Here is a 12,856-nt window from a genome sequence, read left to right as displayed (position 1 = left end):
CCGGTGGTAGAAACCGGACATGACTCCGACTCCGCCCTTCACCGAGCTGGTCACGCTGGTCGAGGAACGTTCCGAGACCCTGAGGGCGGCCGCCGCGATCGCCTCCGACCCGGCCGCCCCGGTGCCCGGCTGCCCCGGCTGGTCGCTGCGTGACCTCGTCGCCCACCTCGGCGAGGTGCAACGGTTCTGGGCGCTGGTGGTGACCGAGGCGGACCCGTCCGGCCCGCCGACCCGGGAGCGCAAGGGCAGCACCCTGCCGCAGAGTGACCTGCTGGAATGGTTCGGCGAGTCGACTCAGCTGCTCAGCGCGGCCCTGCGCGCGGCCGGCCCGGATGTTCCCTGCTGGGCGTGGTGGAGCCCGGAGGTGGCCCCGCTGACGGCCGGCGCGGTGGCCCGTCACCAGGTGCAGGAGGCGGCCGTCCACGCCTACGACGCGCTGGAAGCTCTCGGCAAGGCCGAGCCGGTGCCCGCCGCGGTCGCCGTCGACGGTGTCGCCGAGTTCCTCAGCACCTGCCTCGGCTCGCTCGGCGCCTGGCCGCACCGCCCGGCCCGAGTCCAGTTCCAGGCGATCGAGGGCCCGTCCTGGACCGTCGACCTGTCCCCGGCCGGTGCCACCCCCGACCCGGCGGCCAGCGGTGAGCCGGTCACCCGCATCCACGCCACGGCCAGCGACCTGGTCCTGCTCCTCTACCGCCGTATCCCTCTCGACGCCGTCCGCATCGACGGCGACCGCGAGGTGGCCACCCAGTTGAGGGAGTGGTCCCCGATCGACTAGGCCTTCCCGCGGCCGACGCCGGCCACCACCCGGACCTCGCCTCGCACTCGGGTGATCGCAGGACACCCGGCCTAGGCCTGATGCCACGCCTGGCCGAGCGCGACGGCGAGCCGCCGCAGCAACGGCTGCTCGTCCGGGATCTCGACCAGCTCCGGATAGTCGAGCGCGAAGTTGCCCCACTCCACGTCGGCCCAGCCGAGCACGGTGTCCGCGGTGAAGTCGTCGGCCTCGGACCCCAGCTCGGGCCGCATCAGGTCGCGGACCAGCGCCAGGTCGACCGTGGTGTGCTCGGCGAGCAGCACCGCGTCGTAGAGGTCCTTGCCCTGCGGGTACCAGTCGGTGGCCAGCCACAGCAGTTTCCACGCCAGCGACAACTCGGCTGTCGCGGCCAGGACCGGCGACCGGACCCCGGGCAGCGTGATCGGCGACGGCGGGATCGGCAGCTCCTCGCCGAACACGACGTCGAGCTGCACGATCCCCTCCGGGACGCCGGGGACCTGGAACGGGATCACCAGCCGCCGGCCGTCGGCCCGCTCGTAGGTCCAGATCGCGGTCTCGGCGACCCGTTCCGGCCGCAGCCCCGCGCCCGGGTCGGCGGCCACCGCCGCCACGATCCCGTCCAGCAGGAGCCGGGCCTCGGCGCTGTCACTGGTCAGGCCGGCCGGCGTGACCACGAAGTCCAGGTCGCCGGGCTCGCGGGCGGCCGCGCCGACCCAGGCCGGCAGCACCGTGCTGCCGCGCAGCACCAGGTCGCCGGGCAGCGTGGCGCCGGCGAGCACGGACAGCACGTGATGCGCCGCCGCTCGCCGGGCGGCCCGCCAGCGCTCCCCGGTGGCAAGGTCGTCGAACACCGGCTCGCCGGCCCGGAACGCGTCGTCGTGCTGCTTGAGCGCGGGTTCGAAGACCAGCCCCTGCCGGGCGCCCGGCACCGCCCGGTAGGTCGCCGGGAACCCGGGCCGGCGCCGTTCCGGGGCGATCCGCGCGATCGGCACGTCGGCGCCGGTCGGCTTGGGCAGCCAGCCCCGGTCGAGATCCAGGTTGCTGTCGAACACCACATACTCCTGCTCGACCGAGATCGGCGGATGACCGGCCTCGCGCAGGTCGGTGACCAGCCGATCGAGGCGCGCGGTGGCCGTGGCCAGGGTCACCCCGTGACAGCGCTGGTTGACGAACCGCACCTCGGAGCCGTCCGCCGACCGCTTGCGCGCATTGCGCGACAGTCGCGCGCCGTGCGGCTCGACCAGCGCGGTGATCGGCTGCGGATCGGCCCCGGCCGGCAGCCGCAGTTTGAGGTGGTGCTCGAAGTACCGGTCCGGTGAGACGTCCCGCGAATGCCGGGGCACCCCGTCGGCCCACGGTGTCGCCTCGATCTTGCTGCGGACCGGCTCGATCCCCGCCGCCCGCAGCCGCGTGGCCCAGCTCTGCACCAGGGCGATCTGCGAGGTCAGGGTCCCGCTGCCGTGCAGGGTGAGCATCGGCTGGGACGGCTCGGCCCCACGATCCAGCTCGATCTGCAGGAACGTGAGCCCGTGCCGCGCCGCGAACGCCGCCAACTGATCCGCCTGGCCGGCCGCGACCGTCACGTGCGTCTCGAAGTCCCCCGTAATCTCTTTCACGGCCGGGAGCGTAGCCCGCACCACCGACAAAATTCTCCGACGAATCGACGTACGCGCATAGGATTCGGGAGTGGACATCTTCACCGCTCCCGACGGTCTCCGGCTCACCCTGCACCGGACCGGTCGCGGTGATCCCCTGGTCTGCCTGCCCGGTGGCCCGATGCAGGCCTCGGCCTATCTCGGCGACCTCGGCGGCCTGGCCGAGCACCGGCTGCTGCTGATCCCGGACCTGCGCGGCACCGGCGACTCGGAGGTCCCGTCCGACCCGGCCGGCTATCGGGTGGACCGTCAGGTCGCCGACGTCGAGGCGCTGCGCGAGCACGTCCTGCTGGACCGGTTCGACCTGCTCGGGCACTCGGCCGGGGCGACGCTCGCGCTGCTCTACGCGGTCGCCCACCCGGAGCGGGTGCGCCGGTTGATCCTGGTCAACCCCAGCCCGCGCGCGGTCAACCTGGAGATCACCGACGCGGACCGGCGCCGGGTGGCCGAGCAGCGCCGCGGCGAGCCATGGTTCCCGGAGGCGTTCGCCGCGCTCGAGCGGGTGCAGGCCGGTCAGGCCACCCCGGCCGACGGGCGGGCGCTCGCGCCCTTCATCTACGGCCGATGGGACGCCGAGACCCAGGCCTATTCGGCCCGCGAGGCCGGTCAGAAGAACCGGGCCGCGGCCGCGGCTTACTACGCCGACGGGGATTTCAACCCCGATTCGGTACGCGCGGAACTCGCCCGTCTCACCGCACCCGTGCTCCTGATCGCGGGCACCGCCGACCTGCAACTGCCGCCGGAACACGCCGCCGCCTTCGCCGCGCTGTTCCCGCAGGCCGAGCTGGCCATGATCCCCGGCGGCGGGCACTTCGCGTGGCTCGACGACGCCGATGGATTCGTATGGCGGATCAGAGATTTCGCAAAGTCTCGATCAGCAGTGAGTTGATCACGGCGGGTCGCTCCAGGCTGGGGAAGTGCCCCGCCCAGTCGAGGGGGAGGTGGCTGGCGCGGGGCAGCGTCCCGGCCAGGTGTTCCGCGATCTGCCGGAAATCGGGCAGGTCGTGGGCCCCGGAGACGAGCACCGCCGGGGCGGTGATCGCCGCCACGTCCCAGTCGACCTCGATCTGTTCCGGCTCCGGGTCCTCCGGCGGCTGCAGCTCGAAGACGCGCCGCTGCATCGCACGGACCGCGTCCTCGGCCTCGGGGCCGGCGTCCGGCCCGAACCAGGTCGCGATGTTGAGTTCGACCGCGGCCTCCAGGTCACCGGCGGCGATCAGCGCGTCCTCCCGCTCGGCGTAGGCCAGGCGCTGCGGACTCTTCGGCCAGCCGGCGAAACCGCCGCAGAGCAGGACCAGCCCGGAGATCCGCTCGGGGAAGCGCGCCGCGATCTCCAGCGCGACGTAACCGCCACCGGACGAGCCGACCAGCGCGACCGGCTCGTCGCCGAACAGTGCGACCACGTCGTCGGCGTCGTTCCACGGTTTGCCGGGCAGTGGCGACTCACCGAACCCGCGCAGGTCCACGGTGGTCACCCGGAAGCCGGCCGCGGTCAGTGCGGGCACCTGTGGTGCCCACATCCGGCGGTCGCAGATGGTCGAGTGGAGCAGGAGCACGTCCGGCCCGGAGCCGGTCACCTCGTGAGCGATCGTCATCGCTCGCACCCTACTGCGCCCCGACCAGTGCTTTGGTCCTCGCCGACCGCGCCCGGTGCTCGTCGAGCGAGTGCCAGACGGGGAAGAGGAACGGCGCCAGCGTCACCGCGAGGTACCCGATCCCGGCCAGCAGCGCCCCGGTCCGCAGTCCCAGATCGTCGGCGGCCCACCCGCCGAGCACGCCGCCGAGCGGGATCCCGGCCCACGAGAACGCGATCAGCACACTCATGACGCGCCCCTGCACGCGTACCGGAATCCGCTCGTAGACGGCCGCCAGCAGGATCGGATTGATCGTCGACATCAGCGCTCCGGCCACCGCGGCCACCGTCAGGACCAGCCACAACCGGTCGCTGAGGGCCAGCGCGAACAGTTGCGCCGGGCCACCGATCAGGAAGCAGACGGCGAACGTCATGCGGCGCGGCAGGCGCGGCCCGACGATCGTCCACAGAATGTTCCCGGCGACCGCACCGATCCCGAACGCGCTGCCGAGCACGCCCAGCGCGGCCGGCCCGTGCGGACCCTGGCGCACCCAGACCGGCACGAACACGGTCGCGAACGCCTGGTCGAAGAGGTTCGTGGCGAACAGCAGCGACATGATGCCGATGATCAGCCGGTCCTGCCGCACGTAGCGGAACCCGCAGCGCAGCGCCGCCGCGTAGCCGCCCTCCTCCTCGGCCGGGCCCGGAGCCGCCGGCGCGGTCCGCACGTAGATCGAGATCAGCAGCGCGCACACCCCGAACGACGCCGCGTCCACCAGCAGCACCCGGGCCGGCCCGACCGCCGCGACCAGCAGACCGGCCAGCGGCAGCCCGAGCAGCGTGGCCACCCGGCTGATCCCGTCGTAGAGCGTGGTGCCGCGCTCGGTGCTCAGCCCGGCCTCCGCGATCATGCGCGGCAGCAGCGCCCGTTTCGCCGTGTCACCGAACCCGCGCAGCGCTCCGGCCAGGGCGATCAGACCGAGCAGGGTGTGATACGAGACGTTCTCGGTCGCCGCCAGCAGCGGGATGCCACTGACCGCCAGCAGGCTCGCCACGTCCGCCGCGACGGCTGTCGAGCGCGGGCCGACCCGGTCCACGATCGGGCCACCGAGCAGGCCCGCCAGCACGTACGGCAGCATCTCGGCGAAGCCGGCGACCCCGGCCATCAGCGCCGAACCGGTGCTGGTCAGCACCAGCCAGGGCAGCGCCACGAAGGTGATCCGGCTGCCGAGCAGGGAGATCGCCTCGGCCGTGAGCAGGCCGGCCAGTCCGCGTCTCACCGCTGATTCCTCCTCTTCTCCCTCAGGCGCGGGAACATCTGCCACTGCACGACCACGTCCTCGCTGCCCGCGACCGCCTCGGCCGGTAGCTCACCCAGGAGCGTGCCGATCCGGGACACCAGTTCCACCGCCTGCGCGGGGGAGAGCCGCAGCGTCACATCCCCGATCGCCACCCCGGCCAACCACTCCGGTGGCAGCTCCGCGGCCGACCCGAAGAACTCGTGCAGCCGCTGGAAACCGTCGGCCGCCGCGGCGCGCAGGTGCCCGGCGCTGTCGTTGCGCCGCGCCACCGTGCGCCACCAGCGCTCCCGGCCCGCGCCACGACCGGGAACGTCCTCGACGAACCCGTACGCGGCGAGCTGACGCAGGTGATAGCTGGTCGCCCCGGACGACTCGCCGAGCCGGCCCGCGAGACGCGTGGCGGTGGAGGCGCCGTGCTCGCGGAGGAGGGCGAGAATGCGTACACGGAGGGGATGCGCGAGACCACGCAACGTCTGCGGGCCCAGCGCGCCGGTGGGGGAGGGCATCGACCCAACCTATCCATGCAAAGAAATCTTTGGAAGACGCCGGTCGATGTGTTTTCCGTCGTTCAGGCCGCTGGAAGGTGCTCGATGACGTTGTAGCGGTCAAGTTTGAGACTGTTTCCGTCACGCACGAACCGGCTGATGGACGCGTTCCGCACGAAGCCCGCCGACTTCTCCACCGCCTCCAGCCCGGCCCAGTCCAGATCCTCGATCACCGCGCGGAACATCAGCACCACCGCGTCGTGCGCCACAACGACCACCCGCCGCCCGTCATGACGCCGGTTCAGCTCCTCCATAAATGCGGTCAGCCGCACCCGGATGTCCGCGAACGATTCCCCGCCCGGCGGCCGGTACTCCCAGACGCCGGCCTCTGCCAACCGCGCCGACTCGCCCGGGAACCGCGCCGCCACCGCGGCCCGGGTCAACATCTCCAACTCCCCGAGCAGCCGGTCCACCAGGCGATCGTCGGTGCTCGGCGCCGGCGCGGACAGCCCGGACGCCTCCGCCGCTATGCGCCATGTCTCTTTCGCCCGCAGATACGGCGACGTGACCACGGCCTCCGGACGACGCTCCGCCGGCAGCCCGGCCAGCCAGGCGCCCACCGCACGAGCCTGCTCCTGACCGAGATCGGTCAGCGGAACGTCGGCATCACGCCCGCTCAGCGCCGCGATCTCCAGCAGCTCCTGCGCATCCGCCTCCGGAAAAAGCACGTTGGCCAGGCTCTGCCCGTGCCGGATCAGGATCAACTCCGCGACAACCGCCATGATCGGACCCTATCTGTCACGATCCGTCGCCGGGAAGACGCTCGTGGTGACGATCAACATCAAGAATCTCATGTCCCCCGTCCGCTGTGGTCCTTCGCCGCCGCTCCCGCGGGGACCCTTCCGGGCCTCGCAGGGCCGGGGCCGGCCCAGAACGCGAGGCCCGGAAGGGCGACGTCCGTGGGTGGTCCCGCTCGGAGCAGCAAACCCGCCCACGGGAACCCGCCGGCCGGGTGGGTCCCGCGGGTCCGAGCCCGCGAGCAATTGCCCGCACCCGTGGCGCGCTCACCCTCCCGGCCGGCCGGTTGCGGCACGACGCATGCTGCGAGGGCGATAGTGCCGGTGCTGGTTCTCACCGTGGTCGTTCGTGCCTCATGACCACGGTGAGAACCAGCCGGGAGCGGGACTGCCGCGCATGCCCGGCCCCGTGCGTGATCGCGCGGATGCCGCGCGCCTCGGGCTCGCCGCATGCTCGACCCGTGTGCTTCTGTGGGGCTAAATCGCTGGCTGGTGGGGGCGAGGGCCAGCATGATGGCGGCGTGACCGAACTGAGGGCCTACTCCGCTGTCCCTGTCCGCGCGGCCGAACGGGCCGGGCGACAGCAGCGGGCCGTCCGCGGAACGGCGGTGCCGAAGCAGCCGTCGTGACCGCCCGCCGTCGCCGGTCGAGTGCCGGCGTGCGCGAGGTGCGGCGATGAGCGGCGGATTCGTGGCCGGTGTCGTCGCCGGGTACGGGATCGCCGTGCCGGTCGGGGCGATCGGGGCACTGATCGCAGGACTGAGCGCACGCACCTCACTGCGGGTCGGCGCCGCGGCCGGGATGGGCGCGGCCACCGCGGACGGGATCTACGCCTGCCTCGCGGTGGCCGGGGGAGCGGCCGTCGCCGGAGTGATCGCGCCGATCGCCGGACCGTTGCGCTGGACGGGCGCGGCTGTGCTGCTCGCCTTCGCGGCGTGGACCACGTGGGGAGCGATCCGCGGGCCGAAGAACGGCGTGCGGGAGGAACGGCCGACCACGGCGTTCCGCGCTTACGCCGGGATCCTCGGCCTGACCCTGCTCAACCCGGCCACCGTGATCTACTTCGCGGCGCTGGTCCTCGGCAACGGCGGCACGGGCGGCGGCGCCCGGTTCGTGCTCGGGGCGTTCCTCGCGTCGGCGAGCTGGCAGCTCCTGATCGCGGGCGGCGGTTCCCTGGTCGGCCGGCTGCTCACCGGTGCCCGCGGCCGGCTTGTCACCGCGTTGACGTCGAGCCTGGTGATCGCCGTTCTCGCAGTCCGCCTGCTGCTCGGCTCCTGACCGTCGGTGGGCCGCCGGTTCCACGAGCCGACGGCCCACGACACGAGCCACCCCGCCCCGCCCACCCGGCTCAGCCGACACAGCCCCGGTCCAGCGGTGCAGCGCCGCGTAGCCGGGCCCACCGCACGGTGCAGCGCCGCGCGCCAGTTCCGGGTCCGCGGCGCAGGCCCGCGCGGCCCGCATCGCCGAGTCCGACGGTGTAACCGTGCACGCGGCCGCGGGGCGTTCTCGCGCAGTGCAGCCCCGTCGTTGAGCTCCGCGCAGCTCAGCGCCGTGACTCGGCTGCATGCGCAGTTCAGCGCCGTGACTCGGCTGCACGCGCAGTTCAGCGCCGTGACTCGGCCCCAGGGCTCCGGCTTCGCGCGGCCTGTCTGCGGGCGCGCTCGCCCCCGTCGGGCGCGCCCCCCGTCGGGCGCGCTCGCCCCCGTCGGGCTGGGCGGGCGTGCGACCGGCCGGTCCGGCGGACGGGACCGCGGCGTGTTCACGGGATGGTCTCGACTACCGCGCGGACGTGCGGCTCACGACGTACAAAAATGTGGTTCTAGAGGTGTTTTGCCGCCTCTCGCATCGACAAGGGTGACAGGTCGGCGGCGTGGGCCGTCAGGTAGGCACGGACGGCCTCCGGGTCGGTGCGGGCGTGGTGCCGCAGCGCCCATCCGATCGCTTTCCGCACGAAGAAGTCCTGGTGGGACGTGTTTCGCGTGCAGTAGGCGAAGAGGCGGGTGACGTCCGTCCCCGAGCCGTAGTGCAACTGGTGCAGGATCGCTGTCCGGACCAGCCACAGGTCGGTGGACGCGGACCACTCGTCCATCCGCGCGACCAGCTCGGGGTGGCGCCGGACGAGACCGCCGACGAACCTGGTGGCGAGCGGATCGACCGTGTCCCACCAGGACTTGGTCGTGATCAGCTCCGCGGTGACGTCGAGAAAGCCCGGGCCCGGCACCGTGACGTTCGCCACCAGGTAGTCGCAGGCGAACTGCTGGAACTCGCGCTCGTCGCGGGCCCAGCACGCGCGGGCGATCTCGGCCAGCTCGGCCTCGGCCGGTCTCGGCAGCCCGGCGAGAGCGGCGCGCGCGGCGGACCGGCGAGCGGGCGCGCTCAGGCCGAGGAACGGGAATTGGTCCCGCATGTACGCCGCCATGGCCGGGGCGCGCGCCGGATCGCGAGCGGCCTGGAAGTCGTTGGTCAGCCGCCCGAGCAGGGTCGTGGTCAGCCCGGCCACGGCAGCCCCCGGCCGGACAGCGTGGTGATCAACCTCGGCACGCCGGCCCCCGGCCGGGCAGCGCGGTGATCCGGGCGGGCAGCCTCCGGAGCGCGGACGTCTTCATGGCCCGGATCCTGCCACCGTAGTCTGACAAGAATGGGTGAACGGCCGGCCGCCGGCGGCGGGAAATGGGTGGACGTCGCGCCGGAGCGGCTCGAACGCTGGCTGGCCAATTTCGCCGGACGGCACGGGCCGTACCGGGAGGAGGGCCTGGTCCTGATCGCCGAGGACGGCGCCGAGGCGACGCTGACCGCCCCGCCCGGCGCGGGGGAACCGGCGACGGTGACGGAACTCATTGTCGCGGCGCGGACGCCCCGCCGGATCGGGCTGTTGCTGGCCCGCAAGGGCGCGGTCGCGGCCGGGATCGCCGACGGGCCCGAGCTGGTCGCCTCCAAGGTGGACACCCACTATGTGCAAGGTCGGACAGCGGCCGGCGGCTGGTCGCAGCAGCGGTTCGCCCGGCGGCGCGACAACCAGGCGAAGGCGGCGACCAGTGACGGCGCCGGCATCGCGGGCCGGATCCTTCTTCCCGAGGTGCGGACCCTGACCGCCCTGGTCACCGGCGGAGATCGGGCCGCGGTCGACGCGATTCTGGCCGATCGCCTGCTCACGCCGCTCGCCGAGCTGCGCGCGGGCCGGCTGCTCGACGTGCCGGAGCCGCGTCACGCCGTACTGCTGAAGGCGATTCCCCTGGCTCGCGCGGTGCCGATCCTGATCCGGGAGAAGTGAGAGATCCGGGAGAAGCAGGGCCCGGACACGGGTCCGGCCGCCGTCCCGCGCCAGGTGCGGGTCGGCGGCCGGAGGTCACCATGGCCGGAAGCGGTCAGTCGCCCTCTTTGACGGCACCCGGCGCGAACGTGTCGCACTGCTTCGGGTCGCCGGAGTTGTATCCGGTGCTGAACCACTTCTGCCGGTCGGCCGACGTCCCGTGGGTGAACTCGGCCGGGTTGATGGTGCCACCACCACGTTGCTGCAGTGTGTCGTCACCGATCTGGCCGGCCGTCTGGATGCCTTCCTGGATGTCCGACGCGGTGAGGCTCTTGAAGATCTTGTTGCCCTTGGCGTCGGTGGTGCCGGTCGCGCCCTTCGCCCAGGCCCCGGCGTAGCAGTCGGCCTGCAGTTCCAGTTTGACCGATTCCAGGTTGGCCTGGTCGGGGTTCGAGTTCTGCGCCTGGCGCATCTTGGCCTCGGTGCCGAGCAGGTCCTGCACGTGGTGGCCGTACTCGTGGGCCAGCACGTAGGGCTGCGCGAACTCGCCCGGCGCGCCCAGCTCCTTCGCCAGCTGCTGGTAGAACGTCAGGTCGATGTAGACCTTCTTGTCCGCCGGGCAGTAGAACGGGCCGACGCCGGAGTCCGCGGCGCCGCAGCCGGTGCTGACCCGGTTGGCGAAGACGTGCGTGACCGATTTGGTGTACTGCTTGCCGAACGCGTCGGGCAGCTCGGTCGCCCAGTACGCCTGGATGGAGTTGACGTAGAGCACGTTCCGGCAGTCCAGCTGCTGCTTCGCGTCGGCCTGCTTGCACTCCTGCTCGATCTTGGCGTTGTTGCCGGTGCCCGAATCGCCGCTGCCGCCACCGCCGCCCAGGTTGTTGATGCCGAAATAGCCCCCGACCAGGGCGAGCAGCACCGTGACGATGATGCCGGTCAGGCCGCCGCCACCGATCGGCAGGCCACCGAGCCCACCCCCGCCTCCGCCCGACCCACGACCGTCCTCGACCTGACTGGTATCGATCTCGGCGTTCTCATTGAGTTCCATGCCGTCCTCACTTCGCCACGGTTGCCACGCGTGTACCCGATGATCTTGCTGCCTAATCGGTTGGGAGGTGCCGCCGGGACCCGGGTAATATGGCGCGGTGCTGCTCCGCGAAGGCTGACCTGCCGATATCTCAGATGCGCCCCGAGTCAGCCCGATCCCCGAGAGCGAGAAGCCTTACATGATCACCGCCACCGGACTGGAACTCCGCGCCGGCGCACGAATCCTGATGTCCCCGACCACCCTACGGGTGCAGCCCGGTGACCGGATCGGCCTCGTCGGCCGCAACGGCGCCGGCAAGACCACGACGCTCAAGGTGCTGGCCGGCGAGGGCATTCCGTATGCGGGTCAGGTCGAGCGGACCAGTGAGATCGGCTATCTCCCGCAGGACCCGCGCACCGGCGACCTGAACGTGACCGGCCGCGACCGCGTGCTCTCGGCCCGCGGGCTGGACACCATTCTCGTCGAGATGCAGAAGCTCGAGGTGCAGCTGGAGGAGAGCTCGGACGACAAGCTCGTCCGGCGCTACGGCCAGCTGGAGGACCAGTTCTCCGCTCTCGGTGGCTACGGCGCCGAGGCCGAGGCCGCCCGCATCTGTGCGAACCTGGGCCTGCCCGACCGCGCCCTGGCGCAGACCATCGGCACGCTCTCCGGTGGTCAGCGCCGCCGGATCGAGCTGGCCCGCATCCTGTTCGCCAACTCCGGGCAGAACGGCAAGGGCATCCTGCTGCTCGACGAGCCCACCAACCACCTCGACCAGGACTCGATCGCCTGGCTGCGTGGTTACATGGCGCAGCACAAGGGCGGCCTGATCGTGATCAGCCACGACGTCGAGCTGCTCGAGGCCGCGGTCAACAAGGTGTGGTATCTGGATGCCAACCGCGCGGTCGTCGACATGTACAACATGGGCTGGAAGACGTATCTGGAGGCCCGCGAGACCGACGAGCGCCGCCGTCGTCGCGAGCGCGCCAACGCGGAGAAGAAGGCCGGCGCCCTGATGGCACAGGCCGACAAGATGCGCGCCAAGGCCACCAAGACCGTGGCCGCGCAGAACATGGCGAAGCGCGCCGAGAAACTGCTCGGCGGTCTGGAGGAGGTCCGCACCTCCGACAAGGTGGCGAAGGTGCGGTTCCCGAGCCCCGCCCCGTGCGGCAAGACGCCGTTGACCGCGACCGGGCTGTCGAAGTCGTACGGGTCGCTGGAGATCTTCGCCGATGTCGACGTGGCCGTGGACCGCGGCTCGCGCGTCGCCATCCTGGGTCTCAACGGCGCGGGTAAGACGACTCTGCTGCGCATTCTCGGCGGTCTGCTGGAGTCCGACACCGGTGAGGTGCGTCCGGGCCACGGCCTGCGGCTGGGTTACTACGCGCAGGAGCACGAGACCCTGGACGTGGATCGCACGATCCTGGAGCACATGCGCAGTGCCGCTTCCGAGCAGACGGACACCGAGCTGCGGAAGATTCTGGGCGCGTTCCTCTTCTCGGGTGACGACGTGGACAAGCCGGCCGGGGTGCTCTCCGGTGGGGAGAAGACCCGGCTGGCGCTGGCCACGCTCGTCTGTTCGGGGGCGAACGTGCTGCTGCTCGACGAGCCGACGAACAACCTCGACCCGGTGAGCCGCGAGCAGGTGCTCGACGCGATCGCCAACTACCCGGGTGCGATCGTCCTGGTCAGCCACGACGCGGGTTGTGTGGCGGCTCTCAAGCCGGACCGCGCGATCCTCCTGCCGGACGGCGACGAGGACACCTGGAGCGACGACATGCTGGAGCTCGTCGAGCTGGCGTGAGCCGGGGATCATCGGCATCGTCAGTTGTCAACTGGTGCCCACACAGACAGTGCGATGTTCGGGCGTTTGGGGGCACGTCGGACTTGCCGTGGCGCGTCCGCGGGGCCCGTGGACGGTTGCCCACGGTTCTGGCGCGGCTACCCTGAGTGGCGCTCGGGGTAGCCGTCTCGATCCAGAGTTTCCGCAGGT

Annotated in this window: 12 protein-coding genes; 5 read left to right on the top strand and 7 right to left on the bottom strand. The window is 71.9% G+C overall.

Annotation, left to right across the window (positions count from 1 at the left end):
* Positions 1–19 precede the first annotated feature (19 nt).
* On the top strand, positions 20–775 hold the full coding sequence (locus tag ACH442_RS01110) for a maleylpyruvate isomerase family mycothiol-dependent enzyme (RefSeq protein ID WP_396120519.1): 756 nt from the start codon (positions 20–22) through the stop codon (positions 773–775).
* A 71-nt stretch (positions 776–846) separates the two neighbouring features.
* Here ACH442_RS01110 and ACH442_RS01105 read toward each other — a convergent pair whose 3' ends face one another.
* Positions 847–2,391: a nucleotidyl transferase AbiEii/AbiGii toxin family protein gene (locus ACH442_RS01105; protein WP_396120518.1), complete on the bottom strand. Its 1,545-nt coding sequence runs from the start codon at positions 2,389–2,391 to the stop codon at positions 847–849.
* A gap of 70 nt (positions 2,392–2,461) precedes the next feature.
* On the opposite strand from ACH442_RS01105, the gene ACH442_RS01100 reads away from it, so the two are divergent.
* Entirely contained in the window at positions 2,462–3,319 is an 858-nt protein-coding gene (locus tag ACH442_RS01100; RefSeq protein ID WP_396120517.1) for an alpha/beta fold hydrolase, read from the top strand.
* On the opposite strand, the gene ACH442_RS01095 is transcribed toward ACH442_RS01100, so the two are convergent.
* The 4 genes from ACH442_RS01095 to ACH442_RS01080 form a co-directional block, all read right to left on the bottom strand.
* Complete coding sequence (locus ACH442_RS01095; RefSeq protein WP_396120516.1) at positions 3,282–4,025, bottom strand: alpha/beta fold hydrolase; 744 nt, start codon at positions 4,023–4,025, stop codon at positions 3,282–3,284. The genes ACH442_RS01100 and ACH442_RS01095 overlap by 38 nt on opposite strands.
* Positions 4,026–4,035: 10 nt before the next feature.
* On the bottom strand, positions 4,036–5,283 hold the full coding sequence (locus ACH442_RS01090) for an MFS transporter (protein ID WP_396120515.1): 1,248 nt from the start codon (positions 5,281–5,283) through the stop codon (positions 4,036–4,038).
* Positions 5,280–5,810: an ArsR/SmtB family transcription factor gene (locus tag ACH442_RS01085; protein WP_396120514.1), complete on the bottom strand. Its 531-nt coding sequence runs from the start codon at positions 5,808–5,810 to the stop codon at positions 5,280–5,282. The genes ACH442_RS01090 and ACH442_RS01085 overlap by 4 nt, the downstream gene beginning before the upstream one ends.
* Before the next feature lie 62 nt (positions 5,811–5,872).
* Positions 5,873–6,571: a histidine phosphatase family protein gene (locus ACH442_RS01080; RefSeq protein WP_396120513.1), complete on the bottom strand. Its 699-nt coding sequence runs from the start codon at positions 6,569–6,571 to the stop codon at positions 5,873–5,875.
* A gap of 690 nt (positions 6,572–7,261) precedes the next feature.
* Between ACH442_RS01080 and ACH442_RS01075 the strand changes: the two genes are divergently transcribed.
* Complete coding sequence (locus ACH442_RS01075) at positions 7,262–7,864, top strand: LysE family transporter (protein ID WP_396120512.1); 603 nt, start codon at positions 7,262–7,264, stop codon at positions 7,862–7,864.
* Positions 7,865–8,405: 541 nt separating this feature from the next.
* Here ACH442_RS01075 and ACH442_RS01070 read toward each other — a convergent pair.
* Complete coding sequence (locus ACH442_RS01070) at positions 8,406–9,086, bottom strand: DNA alkylation repair protein (RefSeq protein ID WP_396120511.1); 681 nt, start codon at positions 9,084–9,086, stop codon at positions 8,406–8,408.
* A 138-nt stretch (positions 9,087–9,224) separates the two neighbouring features.
* Here ACH442_RS01070 and ACH442_RS01065 point away from each other — a divergent pair, with 138 nt between their 5' ends.
* On the top strand, positions 9,225–9,857 hold the full coding sequence (locus ACH442_RS01065; RefSeq protein WP_396120510.1) for an acVLRF1 family peptidyl-tRNA hydrolase: 633 nt from the start codon (positions 9,225–9,227) through the stop codon (positions 9,855–9,857).
* A 94-nt stretch (positions 9,858–9,951) separates the two neighbouring features.
* Here the strand turns inward: ACH442_RS01065 and ACH442_RS01060 are convergent, their stop codons facing one another.
* Positions 9,952–10,884, bottom strand: a complete 933-nt coding sequence (locus ACH442_RS01060; protein ID WP_396120509.1) for a neutral zinc metallopeptidase — start codon at positions 10,882–10,884, stop codon at positions 9,952–9,954.
* Between the two features lie 178 nt (positions 10,885–11,062).
* Here ACH442_RS01060 and ACH442_RS01055 point away from each other — a divergent pair, with 178 nt between their 5' ends.
* On the top strand, positions 11,063–12,667 hold the full coding sequence (locus tag ACH442_RS01055) for an ABC-F family ATP-binding cassette domain-containing protein (protein WP_396120508.1): 1,605 nt from the start codon (positions 11,063–11,065) through the stop codon (positions 12,665–12,667).
* The last annotated feature ends 189 nt before the right edge of the window (positions 12,668–12,856 follow it).

It is taken from the genome of Actinoplanes sp. NPDC020271 (assembly GCF_044388125.1).
Taxonomy (GTDB): Bacteria; Actinomycetota; Actinomycetes; order Mycobacteriales; family Micromonosporaceae; genus Actinoplanes.
Note: the sequence above shows the minus strand (reverse complement) of the source record. Positions and strands in the feature narration are given on the sequence as shown.

What these genes read in the sequence shown, in the direction of transcription:
- ACH442_RS01075 (WP_396120512.1), top strand. Translation starts at nt 7,262, where the DNA reads ATGAGCGGCGGATTCGTGGCCGGTGTCGTCGCCGGGTACGGGATCGCC.
- ACH442_RS01110 (WP_396120519.1), top strand. Translation starts at nt 20, where the DNA reads ATGACTCCGACTCCGCCCTTCACCGAGCTGGTCACGCTGGTCGAGGAA.
- ACH442_RS01080 (WP_396120513.1), bottom strand. Translation starts at nt 6,571, where the DNA reads ATGGCGGTTGTCGCGGAGTTGATCCTGATCCGGCACGGGCAGAGCCTG.
- ACH442_RS01095 (WP_396120516.1), bottom strand. Translation starts at nt 4,025, where the DNA reads ATGACGATCGCTCACGAGGTGACCGGCTCCGGGCCGGACGTGCTCCTG.
- ACH442_RS01055 (WP_396120508.1), top strand. Translation starts at nt 11,063, where the DNA reads ATGATCACCGCCACCGGACTGGAACTCCGCGCCGGCGCACGAATCCTG.
- ACH442_RS01065 (WP_396120510.1), top strand. Translation starts at nt 9,225, where the DNA reads ATGGGTGAACGGCCGGCCGCCGGCGGCGGGAAATGGGTGGACGTCGCG.
- ACH442_RS01085 (WP_396120514.1), bottom strand. Translation starts at nt 5,810, where the DNA reads ATGCCCTCCCCCACCGGCGCGCTGGGCCCGCAGACGTTGCGTGGTCTC.
- ACH442_RS01060 (WP_396120509.1), bottom strand. Translation starts at nt 10,884, where the DNA reads ATGGAACTCAATGAGAACGCCGAGATCGATACCAGTCAGGTCGAGGAC.